This is a genomic window from Kitasatospora sp. NPDC088742 (assembly GCF_055584905.1).
The window spans coordinates 56,305-77,306 of the sequence record NZ_JBVJLD010000041.1 but is presented as its reverse complement, the minus strand read 5'-3'; the positions used below and the strand labels follow the sequence as shown (position 1 = coordinate 77,306).

Below are 21,002 nucleotides of genomic sequence, written 5' to 3'. Positions count from 1 at the left end.
ACCGAAGGTATGGCCGACATCCGGCCCCCGATGTGAAGGGCCGGACGGGCCCTCCGGAAGATCCTTCCGGGCCCCGGTGTGACCGCCGCCACCCCTGGCGGGTGGCGACGGCGCGCACACCGTCGACCCAGCGCGAGGACCCGGACACGCACGGTCCGATACGCGGTCCGTCCGCGGTGGCCCGCCTCACAACCATCCTCCGGAGCCCGCCCCCCGGCCGACCGCAGACCGTCGTGAACTACCGCAGACCCGGGGCAGCCGTCGCGAGCCACGGCGGAACGTACCGGCACCGCATCCGCGGACACGACCCGCGGACACCAGGCGGAAGCACCGCCCGCGGCTCTCCCCCGCCCGGTCCGACCCGCCCGCCGGGCCGCGGCCCCCGGCCGGACCGACGGTGACGTCTACGGACGGGAAGACCGCCACGGTCCCCCAGGACGCCGACAGCGGCCCGGCGGGCGGGCGCGATAGCCGACGGCGTCCCCTGGACACCGGCAGCGGCCGGGCGACCGAGCTCGATCAGCGGCCAGGCGACCGGGCACGATGACCGGCGGGACGGGGAGGACCTTCGGCTCTCCCGGCCCGGTCCGGTCAGCTCGCCAGGCCGGCCCCCGCAGGACCGACCGTATTGACGCCGGCTGGCGGGAAGACCACCACGGTCCCCCTGGACACCGGCAGCGGGCGGGCAGGCGCGATGGCCGACGGGATACCGGCGGCCCCGGACAGTGCGGCCCCGGGCCGCCACCTCCACCACGCCAAGGCGCCTACTAGGATCCATTCCTGACAGCCCGTCAGGGGCACTAGCGCACACAGGGGTGGACGACATGCCGGACGACATCGAGTGGATGAAGCGCGGACTGGAGGACCCGGCGATCGAGCGGGTGGACCTGCGCACCGACATCCCGCACTCCGCGCGGATGTACGACTTCTGGCTCGGCGGCAAGACGAACTTCCCGCCCGACAGGGCGCTCGGTGAGGCATTCGAGCAGGCCATCCCCAGCATCAAGACGATGGCCAGGGAGAACCGCAAGTTCCTCGGCCGCGCGGTGCGCCACCTCGCCGGCGAGGCGGGCATCCGCCAGTTCCTCGACATCGGCACCGGCATCCCCACCGAAGGCAACACCCACGAAATCGCCCAGGCCACCGCCCCGCAGAGCCGCGTCGTCTACGTCGACAACGACCCCATCGTCCTCGCCCACGCCCGCGCGCTGATGGACAGCACCGGCTCCGGCCGCACCGCCTACATCCACGCCGACCTGCGGGACCCGGAGAAGATCCTCACCGACCCGATCCTGACCCGCACCCTGGACCTCCAGCAGCCCGTCGGCCTGACACTGGTGGCCGTCCTCATGCTGCTCGCCGACACCGACGACCCCTGGGCCAAGACTCGCACGCTGATGGACGCCCTCGCCCCCGGCAGCCACGTCGTGATCACCCACCCCGGAGCGGACTTCAACCCGACCGCGATGGCCTCGATCGTCCAAGCCGCCGCCAAGGGCCACATGACACTCGTACCGCGCACCCGCGACGAGGTGACACGGTTCTTCGGAGACTGGGAACTCATCGACCCGGGAGTCGTCCCCGTCATGGGCTGGCGCCCCGACAACGGACAACCCGCCGACCCCGCCGCCGCCTACTACTGGTCCGGAATCGCCCGCAAACCCTGAACACCACCACCGCCGACAGCAACGGCAACGGCACGCCGGTGATCAAAGGCCCGCCGGCGGCACGGACCAGCCGGTGGCCAACGGCCCGTCGGCGGCACGGACCAGCCCGTGGTCAACGGCCCGCCACGATGGGCGCAGGGTGCTCCCCCCTCGCAGTGACGGGGAGGATCCCGGCACGGCGAAGGTGGTTGTGGACGGGTCCGCGGTGGCGGCTTCCGCCGGGAAGTACGCCTCGGCCGTCGAGGTCGGATTCGGGTTCGGGTTCGGGTTCGTCCGGCGGCAAGGGCCCGCTGGACGTCCCGTGAACCCGGAGCCGCCTGCCGGGTACGCGGGTACCGCGGGCGGAGCCGCCGCGGGTTTCCCGAGGAGTCCACCGGGCCGCGCCGGAGCCATCGGGCACCGGTACCCGGCGATGGGGCACGCCGGCCGCCGGCTGCCGGGCCGGGCGCGTCGCGCTGATCGCGATCGACGCCCTGGTCCTCAAGGCCCCCGTTGGCGCCCGGCGGCTTCGAGCCGAACCTCCCCGAGCTGTGCGAGGCGATCGGCGAGGCGACGCCGCTCGCCGCCTCCGACGGTCCGGCAACCGCCGCACCCAGGACAGAGGGGGTGACAGGGCGTCGGATTGCGTCAGCCAGATGATCACTGCAGCGGGCAGACCGCTCGGCCGGGGCCCGGCCCACCGATCACCCGCAGGACCTCGCGACTGACAAACGGTCAGGGGAGGCCACGACCAGGCCCCGGGCCCGCCGGCGATCAAAGGCCCGGAGGGCACCCGGTGCCGTTCCGACATCACCGGTCAGCGGCGGCCGGTGCTCAACACGAGCAGGAACTGGCCGCCGCCCGGCTCGATCCCGACGCTCACCGGCAGCCCCGGCACCAACCGCGAGAACCGGTCGACCAGCCAGTCCGCCGCCTCCTGGGCGTCCCGCCTGGTCGGACAGCGGCCCACCATCTCCCGCCCGCCCTTGCGCTCCAGACGCCCCGCCACCGTGATCAACGGCGCGGGCTCGACCACGTAGAGACGCTCCGGCCACGCGATGACCACCTTCACCGCACCCTTGCGGGTATTGCAGCCACGGTGCGCGAGCCGCTCCGCGACCTTCGCCTTCCGGTCCGCAGTACGACTGTCGACACTGGGCCCGCGGTCGTCGTTCACCGACATACCGGGATCGACCGGCTCGTCGCACACCCAGCACCGCCAGCCGTCGCGCTCGGCCACCTCATCAAGAAAACTCACCCCCGCAAACTAGCGTGCCAGGCCACCACCCCACACACCACCACCCCCACCGGGCCGCGCGTTGGTAGCGCGCCCCGCCACCTCCGACCGACGAGTGAGCGTGCTGCACAACCGCAAGCCGCTGGCGGTGGGAATCCGCCGCGGCAACGTCGTCGCCCACGACCGGGGCTTCCACCACGACGGAACCGACCACGTCCAGCGCACCTTCGTCCTGCTGGAGGAGGGCATGCGGATCAACCAACCGGTGACGTTCCCGCCGCAGCAGCACGGCCGGTGGTACCGCGACCTGGTGAGCCTGGAGTGGGACGGCCCCCGAGAGGACCTGCTGCGCACCGAGGACATGCGGATCGACGTCATCACCGGCCCGCCCGACCACCCCTACCGCCTGCTCGACCTGAACGACTTCGCCGACGCCCCCGAGGACGGACGGACCGACCCCGCACAGGCCCCCGACGGACTGAGACGGACGCAGCACTTCCTCGACCACCGCCTCAACCGCCAGCACCGGACGACGCGGACCTGACCGAACTTCCCACCCCCCGAGATCGACGCACTCCTCACCACCGACCTGCCGCACGAGTGGCGCCTGCTCGACTGACGAAACCGAGACCGACACCGACACCGACGGACGGGACCCGGTCCGCCGCGAGGCCCGCTGCCTACGGGACGGCCGGGCCCGCGTATTCGGGCAGGTCGACGCCGTTGATCGCACGGCCGATCAGATCGGCGAACCAAGCGCCCGAGAAGTCCGGCAGCGGCTCGGTCTCGGGCCCGGGGACCTGGCGGGTGCGGGCGTTCAGGCGGCCGATCTCCTGGTTGGCCTCGACGAAGGGGCGCATCCGGGTCTCGTAGCGGGCGAAGGCGGTGCCGGGGTCCCAGCCGGCGGCGGCCAGTTCGCCGGCCAGGACGTACGCACCGACCAACGCCAGGCCCGTCCCCTGACCCGACATCGGCGACGAGCTGAACGCCGCGTCGCCCAGCAGCACCACCCGGCCGCTGGACCAACGGTCCATCACCACCTGGGCGACCTGGTCGAGGTAGAAGTCGGGGGTGTCGTCCAGGTGCGCGAGGACGTCCGGGGCCAGCCAGCCCAGGCCGGCCATCCGCTCGCGCAGCAGGTGCTTGTGGGCGGCGACGTCGCGGTGGTCGAGGTCGAAGTCGGGCGAGGCGCAGTAGAACATGGCCATCGCCCGGGTGGCGTCCTGGATCGGCCGCAGCAGGACCGAGCGGCCGGACGCCTGGTCCTGGTACTCCAACAGCCAGCTGTCCAGGGCGAAGTCGTTCGGCACGCTGAAGAAGGCGAGCACGTGCCCGAGGTGGTGGAGGAAGCGCCCGTGGGGGCCGAAGACCATCGCCCGCAGCTCCGAGTGCAGCCCGTCCGCCCCCACCACCAGGTCGAAGCGCCGGCGGCCGCCGCTCGCGAAGAGGACGTCGACCCCGTCCGGGTCCTGGGTGAGCGAGGCGATGCGGTCGCTGAAGAGGTACTCGACGCCGTCGCGGGTGTCGTCGTAGAGCACCTGGGACAGGTCCCCGCGCAGGATCTCGATGTCCGCGATGAACCCGTCACCGCCGTCGTCCTCCGCACGGAAGGTCTCCAGCACCTTCCCGTCCGCGTCCACGGTGTGCGCGCCGGCGGTGCCGGTGCACGCCGCGCGGACGGCGGCGTCCAGGCCCATCCGGCCGATGACCTCCTTGGCGACCCCGCGCGCGTCCACCGCCTGCCCACCGGGACGCAGCTCCGGAGCCCGCTCCACCACCGTCACCTCGGCGCCCCACCGGCGCAGCCAGTGGGCGAGGGCGGGCCCCGCGATGCTCGCCCCCGCCACCAACACCCGAGGGCCGTCCACCCGCTCGCCCGTGTCGGCCGTGCCGCCCGTGCCGCCCGTGCGTTCCTGTTCGAAGTCGTTGACGCCCATTCACTGCCTCCGTGTACGTCTCCGCGCGGGAGCGTTCCCGGCGCGGGCCCACCGCGCTCGGTGGTTCGAGAGTGTGGACTGCGGATCCGCGCACAACTCATCGGTCCTCGGCCACTCTCCACGAATCCGCCCGCAACGCGCGCCAGGACCGCCTACGTGGCGGCGGGGATCTCCCGGACGAACAGCACCGCGTCGGTCAGGGCCACGGTCGCCGGGTCGAGGGCGAGGCCGGTGGGGTCGGCGGGGATCCGGGGCGGGAGGTCCGGGGGCAGGGCGGCGGCCAGCGCCGCCGGATCGATCACGGCACGGGCGTGCGGCTGGCCGGCGGCGAGCCGGCCCTCCAGGGTGTCCGGGGCGGCCACGTCGGTGCCGCGGGTGCCGAAGGTCGAGGCCACGAAGGCGTACCGGGAACCGAGGCGGGTGGCGAGCAGCGCGCCGGTGCCCCACCAGGCCAACTGCCCCTCGCCGAAGGGGACCACGCTCTCCTCGCGTTGGAGGTGGCGGTTGTGGGCGAAGAGCAGGGTCGGTCCGCGGTCGGCCTCGTGCTCCACCACGGCGTGGGCGTTGTCGGCCATCAGCAGGTCGCGCAGACCCATCAGACGGCTCATCCGGTCGGGCCCGTCGTCGGCCAGGGCGGCGTGGTAGCGCAGCAGGCCGCGGGCGGTACGCGCGTACAGCCCGGCGTGGTGGAGCCGGTCGGCTGAGGTGGCGTCGGCCAGCCGGGGTGCCTGGGTGGCGAGCAGGGTGCTCAGGTCGTCGGCGGCCAGGCGCAGCCGGTCGGCCTCCGGGGTACGGCCGACCGCGGCGGCCGGGTCGGTCAGCGCGGCCGGGTCCGACCAGCGCTCCTCCGGGCCCAGGAGCCGCACCAACTCGCCCCGGCTCCACCGCAGTTCGAGGTGTTCGGCGAGCAGGTCGTACAGCGCCAGCAGCGCCGGGCCGGGGCCCTGGGCTCCGGTGATCTCGACCGGGATGTCGATGCCGTGGAGGCGCAGGCGCGGCTCGGACGGGTGGGCGGTGTTCCACTCCCGCATCCAGCGCAGGAGTTCGCGGTTGGCGGCGAGCGCGCCGAAGCCGTGGCTGATGCCGCGTTCGAGCGCCTCGTCCAGGCTGACGGTGCCGCCGGCCAGGTAGCTGTCGGCGACCGGGGCCGACCGGGCATCGCTCTCCAGGGCGATGGAGCGGTAGCCGTGGTGCTCGACCAGGTGGTGGAAGAGCTGGTTGCGCAGTTCGAGGAAGACCTCGACGTTGTGGGTGGGCTCGCCGAGGCCGAGCAGGCGGACGTCGGGCGGCAGGAGTGCGGCGAGCGCGGCGCCGTCGAACGACCGGGCGGCCCGGTGGATCAAGGAGGTCATCCCGGCACGCTATCCATCGGTACCAATACGCACCATCGGTTAATCGGCTGGTCGGCGACGGTGAGCGGTGAGTGTGTCCGCCGCCCGTGGCTTTCCGGCCGCGCACCGGGGCCACGTCGTCCGCCTCCGGTGGTACGGTCCGCCGGGGACGGGCCGGTGTGGGTGGCGGATGGAGGGCGGCGGGATGGAGCACGGTGGCGGGGTGTTCTGGTGGCTGGCCGGCGCGGCGGTGGTGGCGTGCATGGTGGTGGCGGCCGTCTTGGTGGTGAAGTTGGTGCGGGCGCGGAGGCTGCTGGGTTCGTCGGGGATCCCGATGTCGAACAAGGTGCTGTTCTGGGCGTCGATCGCCTACCTGGTCAGCCCCGTCGACCTGCTGCCCGACCCCGTGCTGCTCGACGACATCGGGCTGCTCCTGCTGGCACTGCGCTCGCTGAACAAGGCGGCGGCACTGCGGCCGGGCCCGGACCGCCCGGCCGACGGAGACCGCGACACGGTCTGACGGCGGCCGGGCCGGCCCGGCATGGGAGGACGCGGACGGGCCGGCTGTCAGCCCGCGACGAGCTGCAGGTCGACGCTCTTCCGGTCGAAGGAGAAGGCCGTGATGTCGGGGAAGCCGTTGGACGTCGTCCCGTACCGGACCAGGGCCGCGACGCCGTTGATCCGGCCGCTCTTCGCGTACTCCGACCGGGGCTTGCCCTGGTTGACCCACGGGTGCTCCGCGCCGTCGCAGGTGGTGACGGCGGCGGGGAGGGTGCCGCCGCCCCAGGGGATGTTGCCCTCGCTGATCGAGCTCTGGGCGGCGACGGGGACGGCGGGGACAGCGGCGAAGCAGCGGTAGGTGCCGGAGAGGGTCACCACTCCGCCGCTGGTGACCGTCCCGGTGGGGTTGAGGGTGATCGTCCCGGTGGGGGTGGCGGGCGCGGTCCCCGGGGTGGCCGCCTGGGCGGGAACGGCGGCCCAGGCGGCCGAGAGCAGGGTGACGGACAGGGCGGTTGACAGAGCGGCAGAAGCGGAACGGCGCAACGGACTTCCTCTCGCGGAACGGTCACCAGGCCTGGTCTAGACCTGTCGCCGAGACCGTACCAACCACATCACCGCTGAAGCCGTGGGCACGTCGGACACTGCCCCGCCCACCGTCCGGGGCTGCCCGATCGGGCAGCTGCGGTGGGCATCCCGAACAGCTGACGCCACCTCAGAAGTGCCTGGCGCAGCGGTGCGTGGCGAGGCAGTGTCGAGCAAGCGGGGCCGCCCGGGATTGCGCCGGGAACGAAAAGCCTTCGCCCGAGCACACCCCTGCGGCTAGCTTGACCGTCATGCACGAAGTGACCACGAAGGACGGCCGCACGCTCGCCGTGGAGGAGTGGGGTGTGCCGACCGGCACCCCCGTCGCCTACCTGCACGGCAGCCCGATGAGCCGGCTCGCCCGCCACCCCGACGACTCGCTGTTCGAGCGGCTCGGCATACGGCTGATCACCTACGACCGCCCCGGCTTCGGGTGCTCCTCGCCGCTGCCGGGCCGTCAGGTCGTGGACGCGGCCGCGGACGTCGCCGCCATCGCCGACCACCTGGGCCTGGAGCGGTTCCCGGTGTTCGGGGTCTCCGGGGGCGGACCGCACGCGCTGGCCTTCGCCGCGCTGCACCCCGAGCGGGTGACGCGGGTGGGCACCCTGGCGAGCCTGGCCCCGCGCGACGCGGTGGACCTGGACTGGACCGCCGGGATGAACGAGGGCAACACCCGGAGCGCGACCATCGCCGTGACCGACCGTCGGGCGGTCGTGGACCACCTCACCGCGGTCGGCACCGCCGGGCTGCCCCCGCTGCCCGAGGTCGAGCAGGCGGTGCTCGCCCGGCCGGAGATCGGCGCGATGCTCGGCCCGGCCTTCGCGGAGGCGGTCCGGCCGGGGCTGGACGGCTGGGTGGACGACGTCCGGGCGCTGTTCGGCACCCCGTGGGGCTTCGACCCGGCCGAGGTCACCGTCCCGGTGCGGCTCTGGCACGGCGGGCTGGACACCCTGGTGCCGCCCGCGCACGCCGCGTGGCTCGCCGCCCGGATCCCCACCGCGACCCTGATCCTCCAGCAGGACGCCGGACACGCCGGGCACTTCGACGCCACCCCCGCCATGCTCACCTGGCTGACGGAACGTCACGAGGGCGGGAACTGACCCGCTCCCCCCGCAAACATCCGGGCACGGCCCCGGGATTTCTCGCGCCGAATTCTTTCGCGAGTTCCCGGGCCGTGCCCGGCGGGAAATCCGCCCGTGGATTTCCGAACGACTCTCGGAGTGCTTACGAGAGGAACTGGAAGGACGCGTTGTTGTTGTAGGTGTTCTTCAGCTGGAACCAGCTGGAGAACGGGGAGAGCGAGTCGCTCGCGCCCTTGTAGCCGCTGTTGTAGTAGATGACGGCACGGTAGCTGGTGTTGCGGTTCTGGGCGGAGGCGGCGTTGTTCTTGACGCCCTCGTTCGCGCCCGCCTTGCCGTCGTCGCAGTAGTGGAGGGGCTGGGCCCAGCTGACGCCCTCGTTGACGTTGCCGAAGTCGTAGATGGGGTAGCCCATGTTCCGGTGCGAGCCGGAGTACGAGGAGTTGAACCAGAGGGTCAGCCAGAAGTTGCCGGCGCTGGTGTTGGGGGCGCACGCTTCCGAGGCGTACTGGTTCTGGAAACCGTCGTTGGCGTGAGCGGCGGTCGGCGTGACAACGCCGAAGGCCAGGAGTGCGGCAGCGCCCGCGAGAGCGGGTCGGAAGTGGCGCGAGCCCATGATCGGTGCCCCGTTTTCTGTGATTGCGGTGAATCCCTGCCGTAAACCTGGCAGGCACCAGATCATTACACCAGCTTCACATACGGCAAATCGGACATGCGGGGCACCGTCAGATAACGGATGGATACCGTTCGCTGACGATCTACCAACACCCGCCCCGCCCCCGAGCGCACCGCTACGGGAGGAAGGCCACCGCCGGGAAGGCCGGTGACGGGCCGTCGAGCAGGTGGCTCGGGCGGTGCCGCAGGTGCTCGTCGAAGAAGGCGCACGGGAAGGCCTGCTGGATCCGCATCGCCTGGTCGGGGTCGAGGGTGCCGATGATCCCCTGAAGCTGCGGCGCGCTCCAGCCGAGCAGCTTCGCCGCCTGGGCGAACAGCGTCTCGTTGTCGCCGTAGGAGACGTGGAGGGCGCCCTCGGCCCGGATGTCCAGACGCCATCCCCGCAGGAGGGACCAGAACGCGGCCGCGGCGGGGGACGTGGCCCGGTTGAACTCGGCGGTCATCAGCATGAACGGCCGGCGGAGCTCGCCGGAGAGCGGCGGGTTCATCTCCATCGGGGCGTCGACGGCCAGCCCGGCCCGGATGCGCTGGTCGGAGAGGCTGGCGCGGGCGGTGGCCGTGCCGCCCTTCGACCAGCCGAAGGCGCCCACCCGGTGCGGGTCGAGGCCGCCGAGCAGGCCGGCCGGGAGCCGGCGACGGTCGACGTCCGGGTTGCGTCCGGCGGCGAGCTGTTCGACGCAGTCCAGGACGAAGGACAGGTCCGCGGCGAAGTCGCCGGGAAGCGTCGGCGCCTCGCGGTCGCGCAGCGGGACGGCCACCCGGCCGTCGGGGAACTCGGTGTAGGTGTCGTACTGGTGGGCGATCGTCACGACCGCGTACCCGTGGCTCGCGAGCTCCTGGACCATCACGGTGTGGTCCCCCTGGTGGCTGCGCGCACCGTGCGCGTAGAGGAGGACCGGCAGCCGCCGGGCCGGGCACAGCACCGGGGCGTCCACGTGGGCGGCGGTGAACGGCGCCCGGTCGGCCAGGGCCTCGAACCCCACGTCGGCGAGGAACGCCTTCAGCGCACCGGGCGGCATCCACGGCACCGCCGGCCGTCCGGCGGTGTCGCGGGCCGGGTACCAGACCGTGGCCATCAGTTCGCGGAACCGGCCCGCGCCCGCTATCGCGTCGGGACGGGAGCGGTCCACCAGGTGCAGCGTGGCCGCGCCGACCGGGTGCGGCCCGGTCGGCTCCGTGAGGGTCAGCCGCTGCGACGCCGCTCCGGGGACGGGGCCGGAGTCGGGGCCGGAGTCGGGACCGGACGGGGAGGCCCAGGCGGGTCCGGCCAGGGCCGAGAGCGGGAGCGCCGCCCCGGCGGCCAGCGCGCCGGCCAGCAGGTGGCGACGGGTCGTTCCCGCGCGGTCGGTGGGAGAACTGGAAGGGAGAAGCTGCATGGTGGTCACGCCCCCGTTTGGTGACTGGTCGTCAGTAGTGCTTCCACGGAAGGTCCGTGGGCACACCGGAACACTGTCACGGCCCGTCCTCCCCTGCGTCGGCCCACGGGTTTACATCCACGCGCCGATGCCCCGGCCGGTCCGAGGAGCGCCACGGCGAACGGGACGTCAGCGCAGCACTGCGGCGAGCAGGTCCGCCCCGAGGGTGGTGGTGGCGGCCAGGTCCAGGGCGTAGTGGACGTAGCGGCCCTGGCGGCGGGCGGTGAGCAGGCCGGCCCGGCGGAGCACGGCGAGGTGGCGGGAGACCTCGGGGTCGGTGAGTTCCCAGGAGCGGGCGAGTTCGCCGGTGGTGTGCGGGCCCCGGGCCAGGGTGCGCACCAGGCGCAGCCGTACGGGGTGGGCGAGGGCCTCCAGGCGCAGGCGGACGGTCTCCAGCGGGACCGGCTCGGGGTGGTCGGCCCGGGCGAGTGGGTACTGGACCACGGGCTGCCACCCCGAGGCGTGGACGGCGACCAGGTGGGGGTGGCCGTGGACGGTGGGGAGGAAGGTGACGCCGTCCGGGCCGGCTTCGGCGGAGTTGTCCTGGAGCTTGTCGAGGACCAGCGAGCGGCCGTCCGGGCCGACGGTGATCGCACCGCCGACGGCGGCCATCGCCGCGCCGAGGCCCTGACGGCGCAGCAGGTCGCCCTTGGCGCGCGCGTCCTCCGCGAGCCGGGGCACGATCGCGGGCCAGGCCGCGTCGAAGAAGGCCTCGCCGCACTGCTCCAGGGTCTCCCGCACCCGGGCCCGGACCACCGCCGGGTCGGTCAGCAGCCGTTCGGCGAAGGCCTCCTGGGCCGCGCCCCTGGCCTGGGCGCGGCCCAGTGCGTCGGCCCGGGCCTCGGGGTCGTGCAGCGGCGAACGGCCGGCGAAGAGCAGGCGGTTGCTGCCGCAGGTGGTGACCAGCGCGGAGTGGGCGTAGCGGTCGTCGTCGATCAGGTCGACCTCGTCCAGCTCCTCGGCGAGGGTGGCCCGGGGGCGGGCCGGGACGAGGAAGTCGGCGCGCGAGGAGCGCCAGAGGAACTCGGCCTCGTGCAGCCGCTCGGCGAGTTCGGGCCGCAGCGCGGTGCGCACGCCGGCCGCCCAGGCCGCCAGCGGCGGGTGGTGGTCGGGGGCGGCCAGCACGTGCAGCATCGCGGTGAGTTCGGCCAGCGGCGAGGGGGCGAAGCGGATCCGTCCGCTGGGGGTGCCGGTGAGGTCGATGCGCAGGGTCACCCGGTCATCTTCCCTGGTGGTGGGCGGAGCCGGGTGACGGGTTGACGGAAATCGTCAACCGACGTGACCGGCGGCGCGGGCCGGGCGCACGGTGTCCGCCATGACCACCACCGCCGCACCGTCGCCCGCCCGTCCGTCCTTCACGCTCCGTCAACTGACCGCCGCCGGCGGCGGACCGCGCTACGCCCTGGCGCTGGCCGTGGACGCCCTGGGCACCGGTCTGCTCCGTCCGTTCCTGCTGCTGTACGGGATCACCGTGCTGGGCCTGTCCGCGACGGCGGCCGGGCTGGCGATGACGGTCGGCATCGTGGCGGGCCTGGCCTGTCTGCCCGGGTTGGGCCGCTGGCTGGACCGGGGCGCGCGCAGCACCGCGGTCGCGGCCTCGATGCTGGTGCGGGTCGCGGGGGTGCTGGTGCTGCTGGCAGCGCCGCCCGACTCGGGCACCGTCCAGTTCGCCGTGGCGGCGCTGCTGTTGGGGGTCGGCAACCAGTCCTGGCCCGCCGCCCACGCCGCACTGGTGGCCACCGTCAGCGAAGGGCGGCTGCGCGACGCCGCGCTGGCGGGTGCCCGGTCGGTACGCAACGCCGGGCTCGGGGTGGGGGCGCTGCTGGCGGCCGGTGCGATGGCCGCCGGGCCGGGCGGGCTGCGGGTGCTGGCGGTGGCCTCCGGGGTCGGGTACCTGGCCTCGGCCGGGCTGGCCTGGTCGGTGCGGGTGGCGGCGGATCCAACGGTGCGTCAGGACGCGGCGGCGGCCGGGCCCGCACCTCGGCTGGGGACGCTGCTGGCGGCGAACGTGCTCTACGTCTTCTGTCTGAACGTGCCCGAGATCGCGGTGCCGCTGGTGCTGGTGAGCGAGCTGCACGCCTCACCGGCCTGGGCGGCGGCGGTCTTCGTCGCCAACACGGTGCTGGTGGTGACGCTCCAGGTGCCGGTCACCACCTGGAGCGCGCGCTGGTCGCGCGGCACCGTGCTGGCCGCCTCGGGCGTGGTGCTGGCCGTCGGCTACCTGGGTTTCCTGTTCGCCACCCGTCTCGGCCCCGCGGCGGTCGCGCTGGTCTCGGTGCCCTTCACCCTCGGCGAGATCCTCTACGCGGGCAGCTCGACGGCCTTGGTCACCGCGCTCGCCCCGGCCGCGCTGCTGGGCCGCGCGCTGGCCCGCTTCCAGCTCTCCACCGGCTTCGGTCTGGCCGTCTCCCCCGCCGTGATCACCACCCTGGCCGCCCACGGCCCCACCGCCCTGTGGGGCACCCTCGCCGCCGGCACGGCGGGTGCCTCGGCCGCCGTCTGGCGCGAACGGGACCGGGCCTGACGCCTGACCGTCCGTCAGCGCGCGGGCCCTTGTCCTCCCGTGGCCGCCGCCACATCCTGGACCTCCCGGGGAGGGAGTGGGGTGGGGGCGTTGCAGGGGATCGGGGGCCGATGGGCCGTGGTGCCGCTCGCGGGAGTGCCGGCCGCCGTCGCCCTCGGCTCGCCGGTCCTCGGCGCGCGCCTGGCCCTCACCCTGCGGGACCGCCGGCGGAACGGGCGTGACAGAGTAGCGCGATGAAGACCATCGGACTGCTCGGCGGGATGAGCTGGGAATCGACGGCGGAGTACTACCGGCTGCTCAACGAGCTCACCCGGGAGCGGCTCGGCGGCCTGCACTCCGCCAAGTGCGTGCTGTACTCGGTGGACTTCGCCGAGGTGGAGCGGCTGCAGGTGGCCGGGGACTGGGCGGCGGCCGGCGAACTGCTGGCCGGGGCCGCGAGGTCGGTCGAGGCCGGCGGTGCGGACCTGCTGCTGATCTGCACCAACACCATGCACAAGGTCGCCGACCGGGTCGCGGAGGCGGTGGGCATCCCGTTGCTGCACCTCGCCGACGCCACCGCCGAGGCGGTGCTCGCCGACGGGGTGCGGCGGGTCGGCCTGCTCGGCACGGCCTTCACCATGGAGCAGGACTTCTACCGGGAGCGGCTCGCCGCCCACGGGTTGGAGGTCCTGGTCCCGGACGCGGCCGGGCGGGCGCTGGTGCACCGGGTCATCTACGAGGAGCTCTGCCTCGGCGTCGTCCGCGAGGAGTCGCGGGCCGCCTACCGCCAGGTGATCGCCGGCCTGGTCGCGGCGGGCGCCGAGGGCGTCATCCTCGGCTGTACCGAGATCGAGCTGCTCGTCGGCGAGGACGACAGCCCCGTCCCGCTCTTCCCCACCACCCGCATCCACGCCGAAGCCGCCGTCACCGCCGCCCTCTGACCGCGCTGTGCGGCCTCCGCCCAGGGCCACCCGGGCGCCGCCCCGGCGAGCGGCAGAATCACCAACTCGCCGGGGCGGGGCGGGAGTTCACTCGTTGATGGCCTCGATACCCTGGGCCTTGAGGGCTTCGAGGTGCTCGCGCATCTGCCGGAGCTCCTCCTCGGAGTGGCCCTGCCAGGCCCGGAGCTCCGCCGTCACGCGCAGGGGCTTGCGGGTGCGGTAGGAGCGGGTCGGGTTGCCGGGGAACTTGCGGTCCGTCAGGTTCGGGTCGTCCTCGAACTCGCCGGTCGGCTCGACGAGGTAGATGCGTTCGCGCCCCTCGCCCGCCGCCAGTTCGGCTCCCCAGACGGCGGCGTTGAGGGTGGCGCTCAGGTAGACGAAGTTCGCCTTGGCGCCCGCGCCGTAGTTGGAGCCGTAGCCGGGCTCCAGCAGATCCCCGACCGCCAGGACCGCCTTCGTCCCGTGGAAGAACGGACCGGGGTCCCCGCCGCCCCACCTGACCGGATCGTTCACGGTGCACCGCCTCACGCCTCGACCTTCAGGACCGTCCCATTCCAGCACACCGGCACCGCCCGGACGGGGATCAGGCCGGCAACTGCCGGGCCCAGTCGTAGAGGTGACGGGCCTCCTCGCCGAAGCGGGTGGCGTAGAGGGTGCCCGGGAGGCCGCCGGCGAGCTCGTCGGTGGTGCTGGTGACCCCGACGACGGTGCCGGTGCCGGTGCGGGTGTCGAAGGCGGCGAGGTGCGGGCCGCCGCTGGCGCCGTGCGACATGTCGCAGGTGGTGCCCCGGAGTGCGGGCGCGGTCGGGGCGGGGCGGTCGGGGCCGGCGCAGTGGATCACGCGAGAGCCGGTGTACTTGCCGTCCGGGTTGTTCAGCCGGTCCTTCGGGTAGCCGAAGGCGTGCGTGAACTCGCCCTCCCGGGGCGGGGAGAAGGCGATCCGCTGGGTGCCGGTGACGTCCGCGACGCGGCGCCCGTCGGCGGAGCGGTTCAGCACCGCGGTCGCGGCGTCGTGGCCGGCCATCGCGACCTCGTCCGAGCCGGTGCTCCCCGGTGCCGCGTCCCAGGCGGTTGAGGTGGCCATGGCCGCGACGCTGAAGCCGCCGAGCGGCTTGGTGCCGTTGCGGTAGCCGGGCACGAAGTACAGGTTGTCCCGCCAGGTGCCGGCCTCGGCTGACGGACCGACACCGCGCAGGCAGTGCGCGGCGGTGACGACGGTGGAGCGGTTGGCGGCGGTGACCACCGTCGCGGTGCAGCTGCCGTCGTAGCCGTCGGAGAAGGTGAAGAACAGCCGGCCGACGCTGCGCTCCACCGCGCCGCCGTGGGTCCACACCGCCCCAGGGTCGGGGGTGCCGGCGGGCAGCGGCCTCGGGTCCTCGGGCGTCGGGTCGTCGGCCGGCACCGGGGTGATCTCGGGGACCAGGGCCCCGGCCAGCCGCATCCGGTCCGGGGTCCAGTAGGCGTCGATCCGCGCGCGCTCGGCGGCGGTGGTGGCGCCGGCGTGCACGCTGAGGGTGGTGCCGCGGTCCGCGGCGGCCGCGGCCGGCGGCAGCGCCAGGCCCGTGCTGATGAGCAGGGCCCCGGCGGCTGCCGCACGGCGGCGGAGGGCGGGGCGGACGGTACGGGTACGGGTGGTGTTCGACATGGGGCGACCGTAGGCCGGGCGTGTCAGGGTCCGGCCTCGGCCGGATCTCGTCCGCCCGTCGAACGGATCATGGTTCTGTAACAGGGCCGCGAGCAGCGGCGGCTGTCGCTCCGTCAGCTGCCGGGCGCCCCCGGGAAGGAGGTGACGCGGGCCTTCTCGCAGCCGAAGAAGTGGTGGCTCCGCCCGGTCGCGCGGTCGGTGTAGGTGCCCATCACGCAGACCTCGGTGTCACCGGGGCGCAGGCCGGAACCCGTCGGGGCGAACTGCAGGACCAGGTCGAGGTCGCCGTCCCGGAAGGCCTGGGAGGGGTTCTCGGTGCGCTCGGGCACGTCGAGCAGGTGGCCGCCGAGGTGGGGTTCGGGGGTCTGGCCCGAGCCCTCGTCGTAGACGGTGTGCCGGGTGCCGAACCGGACGCTCGGCACCGAGACGGTGGAGGCGTCGAAGGCGAGCGGGAGCCCGTACTCGCCGGCGGTGGTGGTGAGGACCGCGACGGTGGTGAGGCCGTGCGGGGTGAGGACGGTGCCGGGGCGGCCGCCGCCCTGCGGGAGCAGGTCGATGGCGACCGGGACGAGGCAGTCGACGGTGAACTCGGTGGTCCTGCGGTCGTTTCCGGGCGCCGGGTCGGTGTCCTCGGGCCGGGCGGGCGCGATCGAGCCGGTGAAGCGGTAGGTGTGCTCGCCGGGCTGGTCACAGCCGATGGTGAAGGTGCTGTCGGCCGTACGGGGCGCGCCGACGGCCAGGGCCGGGACGGGCTGGGGCGAGGTGGCGGGGGTGACGGAGGCGCCGGGGTCGGCGGTGGCCGCGGTGGTGACGGTGGCGTCCATCGGGGAGGAGGGGCCGCCGCTCGCCACCGTGGAGTGCAGGGTGACGTCCAGCGTGGTGCCGATCACCAGCTGGACCGGCGCGGCCACCGCGCTGAGCTCGGTGACGGCGAGGTCGGCGACCGCGACGGCGGTGCTGTCGGCGGTGGCGGTGTTGTCGGCGGGCCGCTGGTCGGGCCCGGCCAGGTTGTTCGCGACGGCGGTGGCGGTGAGGGTCTTCGGCCGGCCGTTGCGGTACACCAGGTCGGCGGGCACGTCGGCGGTGAGGGTGAACTGCCGGGTGGCGCCGAGCGGCAGCTCGTTCAGGTGGCAGACGGCCTGAGTGCCGGTCAGTTCGCAGGGCAGGCTGCCGCGCGGGTCGGTGACCTCGGCGGGCAGGGTGGCGGTGACCCGGGTGGCGGTGGAGGAGTTGGGGCCGTGGTTGGTGACGGTCACCGTCCAGGTGAGGGCGGTGCCGGCGATGACCGGCTCGGGCGCGGCGGCCAGGGTGAGCGAGAGGTCGGTGCGGTTGTTCTCGGCCCTGGTCCGCTCGGCGGCCTCCGCGGTCGGGAAGGTCGGGTCCTCCAGGCGCGCGCCGGCGGTGCCCGCGGCGGGGAAGAGCCCGGGCATGGTCTCCTCCACCAGCTTCCAGTCGTCGTACCCGGTCAACTCGCTGTCCTTGGTGGCGTTCTCGCAGTCGGCCGGGCCGGCGTCGTCGACGTTGACCGCGAACCGCTGGCCGCCGTCGTCGCCGTAGCCATCGGGGTTGTCGCCGTTCCAGTCCGGGTTGGCGTTGAGCGGGGTCGTCCGGCTGCTGCCGCGGTCGTCGGTGAAGACGAACTCGTTGACGGTGTCGGCGGCGGACAGCACGCGGTCCTCGTGCAGGTCGTCCTCCTTGAGCGGGGCGAGCGGGGCCGAGCTGCGGGTGCTGCCGTCCAGGGCGATGCGCGGCGGCGAGAAGTCGACGACCAGGCCGCCCCCCACCCGCGGGATGCCGGAGTCGATCGCGTAGTTCATCACGCTGAGGTAGTTCGGCTTGCAGTTGTGGGCCTCCTTCCCGCCGTGGTCCAGGCCGAGGTTGTGGCCCAGCTCGTGCAGGAACCCGCCGGCGTCGCTGCGGTACAGGACGACGTCGGTGCCGCCGATCGACGCCTGCCCGCCGAGACCGCAGCCGGTGTCGGGGCCGGCGGGGCCGTCGGTGTCCGGGTCGGGGGTGGTGAACACGACGTAGTGGAAGGCCCGCTGACGGGCCGGCGAGAAGTTGAAGCCGGGGCTGCCCTTGGTGGCCTTGTAGGCCGCGTCGATCCCGCAGTTGTCCAGGGCCGGGACGGTGTTGCCGCCGCCGAGGTACTCGCCGGCCAGGCAGTCCGGGTCGGAGGAGTCCGCCAGGCCGTCGCCGTCGTCGTCCAGGCCGTTGTCGCAGTTCGGCCGCAAGCCCTCCACCCCGACGTCGAGATACCGGCAATCCGGATCGGCGCCGTCGGTGCCGCCCAGGCCGTCGTTGTCCGCGTGGTCGGTGCAGGTGCCCTGCGGCGGGCCCTCCATGGCGCCCTTGTCGTGGATCGCGCCGGAGTCGACGTGCAGTCTGATGCCGCGCTGCCCGTCGGGGTTGGGGAGCGGGGAGACCGCGAAGGCCCGCTTCACCGCCTCGACGCTCTGGTGCGAGGGCTCGGAGCCCGGGGTGTGGTCGACCTCCAGGAAGAGGTCCTTGTGCAGTGGGTCGGCGCCGAAGGCGGGGAGGTTGACGGCCATCGAGCCGTCCTGGTTGCGGACGCCGTACCGCTCGTCGCGGTCGCTGATGCCGTCCCGGTCGGCGTCGCTGTGGTTCGCGGAGGTGATGGTCAGACCGAGCTCGGCGCGCTTGCCGTCGCCGTCGTCGGGGTAGTTGGGGTCGCCGTCGCCCACGGCGCAGGCCTGGCCCATCGGCTGGCCGTGGTCGTCGACGCACGGGTTGTCCAGGCCGGGCCCGTGGCCGATGCCGTCACCGGACCAGGTGTCGGTCAGGACGTCGTAGGTGAGGTTCAGTTCGACGTCCTGCTCCTGCGGGCTGATGTCCATCCGGTCGTCGCCGAAGCCGAGGAAGCCGTCGTCGTCCCAGATGCCGACCGTGACGTCCACGGTCGTCCTTCCGCCGGTGAGCTCGACCCGGCGGTGGGCCACCCACGGCGGGTCCAGCTTGTTCGGGTGGAAGTCGTCGTCCGAGACCACCTGGCTGTGCTGCTCGGGGAAGTCCCCGATCTTGACGGTCACGTAGTACTCGCCCTCCTCCCCGATCCCCCAGTCGGGCACCTCGAAGCGCTGGAACCAGTCCATGCTGACCGTCAGGTCGAAGGAGAGCGGCGGCGGTTCGGCCGCGGCGGCCGCGGGCACCGGGGCGAGCAGCAGCCCGGACACCAGGGCCGAGGCCACGGTGACGGCCGCCGCGGCGGGCCCGCGCCCGAGGAGGCTCCGCAGGATCCTGCGGCCCCCTCCCCCGTGCTTGCGTCGGAACACGTCTGGCATGTGGCCTCCTGGGAACGTCCGGTTGGTTCGGCTACGCAGCGTCCCACCGCGACCGGGGACGGGAGGGGTACAACCACCCGGCCGACACCCGAAGGGATGATGCGGTTGAGCCGAACGAGCGGGCGTGGGTGCGGCGTTGACGCGCTCCGGCGGGGGCCGCTGCTGTGATGGGGCGTCAGACCGGTGGACGGAGAGGAGTCGCCCCGTGGGCACGGAGCGGGAGCGGGTGCCCCGGGCCGCGTACGTCAACCTGGTGGTGGCCACGGCCGGCTTCACGCTCACCTTCTGGGCGTGGAACCTGATCGCGCCGCTGGCCGGGGAGTTCGACAAGACGCTGCACATGTCCTCGTTCGCCCAGTCGCTGCTGGTGGCGGTGCCGGTACTGGTCGGCTCGCTGGGCCGGGTGCCGGTCGGCGCGCTGACCGACCGGTACGGGGCGCGGCTGATGTACCCGCTGGTGTCGGGGCTGACGATCCTTCCGGTGCTGCTGGTGATCCCGGCCCGGAGCTCCTACGGGGCGCTGCTGGCGGTGGGCTTCCTGCTGGGCCTGGGCGGGACCACCTTCGCGATCGGCGTGCCGCTGGTGAACTCCTGGTTCCCGCCGCACAAGCGCGGCCTGGGCGTCGGCGTGTTCGGCATGGGGATGGGCGGGGTGGCCCTGTCGGGGTACTTCACGCCGCGGCTGTGGAAGCACGGCGAGAACCTGCCGTTCACGGTGCTGGCGGTGGCCCTCGCCGCGTACGTGGTGCTGGCCCTGCTGTTCCTCCGCGACCGGCCGGACCGGGTGGTGCCGACGGCTCCGCTGGCCGCCCGGCTGGCGACGGCCGGCCGGCTGCGGGTGACCTGGGAGCTCTCCGCCCTGTACGCGATCGGCTTCGGCGGGATCGTCGCGTTCGGCGTCTACCTCCCGACGTACCTCAAGACCTGGTACCAGCTGTCGGCGACCGACGCGGGGACCAAGGCAGCCGGGTTCGCCCTGGTGACGGTGGTCTTCCGCCCGCTCGGCGGCTGGCTCTCGGACCGCGTCCACCCGGCCGTGGTCACCGCCTGGTCGCTGGCGCTGACCGCGCTGTTCGCGATCGTCCAGGCCTTCGACCCGGAGCTCGCCCCGGTGGGCACGATCGCCTTCCTACTGATGGCGGTGGGTCTGGGGACCAGCAGCGGCGCGGTCTTCGCCCTGGTCTCGCAGGTCACGCCGGTGGCCCAGGTGGGCAGCGTGACGGGCATCGTGGGCGCGGTCGGCGGCCTGGGCGGCTTCGTGCCGCCCTTGGTGATGGGGGCCATCTACAGCCAGAAGGGCAGCTACTCGATCGGCTTCATGCTGCTCTCCGACCTGGCGCTGGCGGGCTGCGTGTACGCGGCCGTCCGGATGCGCTCCATCCGTGCCGGCACACCTTCCTGACGGACCGTCAGGTCTCGGTAGCGGAGTACGGGGTACCGGGTGACGGGCCCGGCCGGGGGTGGGACAGTGCTGCCACAGCCGGGGCGGGCCCCGGACGGGCAAGGTCACCGGAGGGGGACACCGTGCCGAAGACGGGCAAGAACGGGATCAAGTACGCGAGCAACAGGGCCGAGGCCGAGCAGCTCCTCAAGGAGTTCTGCCAGCGGATCGAGTACGACTTCGACTGGGTCACGGCCGGCACCTGGGCCACCACGGTCGACATCGCCCTCGACCCCGAGACCGGCCTCGACACGGCCGAGAAGGCCCTGGTCGAGGACATGAACGAGAAGCGCGGCGCCGACGCGAAGCGGCGCAGGCGCGACGCGATCAGCGCCAAGCAGGCCGCGCTGATCGCCCTGGCCGACGCGGAGGACGGCGGCGACGACGAGTTCGGCACCAACACCGTCTCCCTTTTCCGCCAGGCGTGCGCCCAGTACGTCGACGGCGGCCAGATCGACATGACGTTCAGCGAGACCCTGACCGCCGCGCAGTACACGACGCTGCGCGGGGAGTGGAAGCGGCTCGGCACGCTGTCGACGCGGGTCGCCTCCTCGCCGTTCTCCCGCTTCGAGTCCATGGAGCCCGAGGACAAGGAGGCCAAGGGCAAGGGGTCGGTCGGCAAGACCCTGGCCACCCGCAAGGTCCAGGGCAACGTGTTCGTGACCGTCGTGACCGTGCGCTTCAACGTCCACGTGGACATCAAGGGCTGACGAGGGCACACCGGGGGCGCACCGGGTGCACACGGATGACCGGACGTGCTTCCTGAC

The 21,002-nt window shown here is 73.5% G+C and carries 18 protein-coding genes; 8 read left to right on the top strand and 10 right to left on the bottom strand.

Going from position 1 to position 21,002, the window contains the following annotated elements:
- The first annotated feature begins 824 nt into the window (after nucleotides 1-824).
- A complete protein-coding gene (locus ACZ6ZR_RS27785) occupies nucleotides 825-1,667 on the top strand; it encodes an SAM-dependent methyltransferase (protein ID WP_465646805.1) in 843 nt (280 codons plus the stop codon).
- Between the two features lie 796 nt (nucleotides 1,668-2,463).
- Here the strand turns inward: ACZ6ZR_RS27785 and ACZ6ZR_RS27780 are convergent.
- A complete protein-coding gene (locus tag ACZ6ZR_RS27780) occupies nucleotides 2,464-2,904 on the bottom strand; it encodes a hypothetical protein (RefSeq protein ID WP_465646803.1) in 441 nt (146 codons plus the stop codon).
- 94 nt (nucleotides 2,905-2,998) lie between these two features.
- Here ACZ6ZR_RS27780 and ACZ6ZR_RS27775 point away from each other — a divergent pair, with 94 nt between their 5' ends.
- Complete coding sequence (locus ACZ6ZR_RS27775; RefSeq protein ID WP_465646801.1) at nucleotides 2,999-3,427, top strand: DUF402 domain-containing protein; 429 nt, start codon at nucleotides 2,999-3,001, stop codon at nucleotides 3,425-3,427.
- 136 nt (nucleotides 3,428-3,563) lie between these two features.
- Here ACZ6ZR_RS27775 and ACZ6ZR_RS27770 read toward each other — a convergent pair whose 3' ends face one another.
- Nucleotides 3,564-4,820 carry an FAD-dependent monooxygenase gene (locus ACZ6ZR_RS27770; protein WP_465646799.1) on the bottom strand — a complete coding sequence of 419 codons (1,257 nt, stop codon included), beginning with the start codon at nucleotides 4,818-4,820 and terminating at the stop codon, nucleotides 3,564-3,566.
- A 152-nt stretch (nucleotides 4,821-4,972) separates the two neighbouring features.
- Complete coding sequence (locus ACZ6ZR_RS27765) at nucleotides 4,973-6,172, bottom strand: erythromycin esterase family protein (protein ID WP_465646797.1); 1,200 nt, start codon at nucleotides 6,170-6,172, stop codon at nucleotides 4,973-4,975.
- Nucleotides 6,173-6,356: 184 nt separating this feature from the next.
- Between ACZ6ZR_RS27765 and ACZ6ZR_RS27760 the strand changes: the two genes are divergently transcribed.
- On the top strand, nucleotides 6,357-6,671 hold the full coding sequence (locus ACZ6ZR_RS27760; protein ID WP_465646795.1) for a DUF1232 domain-containing protein: 315 nt from the start codon (nucleotides 6,357-6,359) through the stop codon (nucleotides 6,669-6,671).
- Nucleotides 6,672-6,718: 47 nt separating this feature from the next.
- Here the strand turns inward: ACZ6ZR_RS27760 and ACZ6ZR_RS27755 are convergent, their stop codons facing one another.
- Complete coding sequence (locus tag ACZ6ZR_RS27755; RefSeq protein WP_465646793.1) at nucleotides 6,719-7,195, bottom strand: DUF6299 family protein; 477 nt, start codon at nucleotides 7,193-7,195, stop codon at nucleotides 6,719-6,721.
- Nucleotides 7,196-7,485: 290 nt separating this feature from the next.
- On the opposite strand from ACZ6ZR_RS27755, the gene ACZ6ZR_RS27750 reads away from it, so the two are divergent.
- Nucleotides 7,486-8,334, top strand: a complete 849-nt coding sequence (locus tag ACZ6ZR_RS27750; RefSeq protein WP_465646791.1) for an alpha/beta fold hydrolase — start codon at nucleotides 7,486-7,488, stop codon at nucleotides 8,332-8,334.
- 124 nt (nucleotides 8,335-8,458) lie between these two features.
- Here ACZ6ZR_RS27750 and ACZ6ZR_RS27745 read toward each other — a convergent pair whose 3' ends face one another.
- The 3 genes from ACZ6ZR_RS27745 to ACZ6ZR_RS27735 form a co-directional block, all read right to left on the bottom strand.
- Nucleotides 8,459-8,929: a hypothetical protein gene (locus ACZ6ZR_RS27745; protein WP_465646789.1), complete on the bottom strand. Its 471-nt coding sequence runs from the start codon at nucleotides 8,927-8,929 to the stop codon at nucleotides 8,459-8,461.
- Between the two features lie 175 nt (nucleotides 8,930-9,104).
- Entirely contained in the window at nucleotides 9,105-10,364 is a 1,260-nt protein-coding gene (locus ACZ6ZR_RS27740) for an alpha/beta hydrolase family protein (RefSeq protein WP_465646787.1), read from the bottom strand.
- 168 nt (nucleotides 10,365-10,532) lie between these two features.
- Nucleotides 10,533-11,618 carry a DUF5937 family protein gene (locus tag ACZ6ZR_RS27735; RefSeq protein WP_465646785.1) on the bottom strand — a complete coding sequence of 362 codons (1,086 nt, stop codon included), beginning with the start codon at nucleotides 11,616-11,618 and terminating at the stop codon, nucleotides 10,533-10,535.
- 100 nt (nucleotides 11,619-11,718) lie between these two features.
- On the opposite strand from ACZ6ZR_RS27735, the gene ACZ6ZR_RS27730 reads away from it, so the two are divergent.
- The gene (locus ACZ6ZR_RS27730) at nucleotides 11,719-12,927 is read left to right on the top strand and encodes an MFS transporter (protein WP_465646783.1); all 1,209 of its coding nucleotides are present in this window, start codon (nucleotides 11,719-11,721) and stop codon (nucleotides 12,925-12,927) included.
- A 233-nt stretch (nucleotides 12,928-13,160) separates the two neighbouring features.
- A complete protein-coding gene (locus tag ACZ6ZR_RS27725; RefSeq protein WP_465646781.1) occupies nucleotides 13,161-13,847 on the top strand; it encodes an aspartate/glutamate racemase family protein in 687 nt (228 codons plus the stop codon).
- A gap of 87 nt (nucleotides 13,848-13,934) precedes the next feature.
- On the opposite strand, the gene arr is transcribed toward ACZ6ZR_RS27725, so the two are convergent.
- The 3 genes from arr to ACZ6ZR_RS27710 all read right to left on the bottom strand — a co-directional run bounded on the left by arr (nucleotide 13,935) and on the right by ACZ6ZR_RS27710 (nucleotide 18,794).
- Complete coding sequence (arr, locus tag ACZ6ZR_RS27720) at nucleotides 13,935-14,360, bottom strand: NAD(+)--rifampin ADP-ribosyltransferase (protein ID WP_465646780.1); 426 nt, start codon at nucleotides 14,358-14,360, stop codon at nucleotides 13,935-13,937.
- A gap of 70 nt (nucleotides 14,361-14,430) precedes the next feature.
- Complete coding sequence (locus ACZ6ZR_RS27715; RefSeq protein WP_465646778.1) at nucleotides 14,431-15,492, bottom strand: trypsin-like serine peptidase; 1,062 nt, start codon at nucleotides 15,490-15,492, stop codon at nucleotides 14,431-14,433.
- A gap of 113 nt (nucleotides 15,493-15,605) precedes the next feature.
- Nucleotides 15,606-18,794 carry a hypothetical protein gene (locus ACZ6ZR_RS27710; protein ID WP_465646776.1) on the bottom strand — a complete coding sequence of 1,063 codons (3,189 nt, stop codon included), beginning with the start codon at nucleotides 18,792-18,794 and terminating at the stop codon, nucleotides 15,606-15,608.
- A gap of 205 nt (nucleotides 18,795-18,999) precedes the next feature.
- On the opposite strand from ACZ6ZR_RS27710, the gene ACZ6ZR_RS27705 reads away from it, so the two are divergent.
- Together ACZ6ZR_RS27705 and ACZ6ZR_RS27700 are read left to right on the top strand one after the other, a co-directional pair.
- Entirely contained in the window at nucleotides 19,000-20,196 is a 1,197-nt protein-coding gene (locus ACZ6ZR_RS27705; RefSeq protein ID WP_465646774.1) for a nitrate/nitrite transporter, read from the top strand.
- A gap of 122 nt (nucleotides 20,197-20,318) precedes the next feature.
- On the top strand, nucleotides 20,319-20,945 hold the full coding sequence (locus ACZ6ZR_RS27700) for a hypothetical protein (protein ID WP_465646772.1): 627 nt from the start codon (nucleotides 20,319-20,321) through the stop codon (nucleotides 20,943-20,945).
- Nucleotides 20,946-21,002 lie beyond the last annotated feature (57 nt).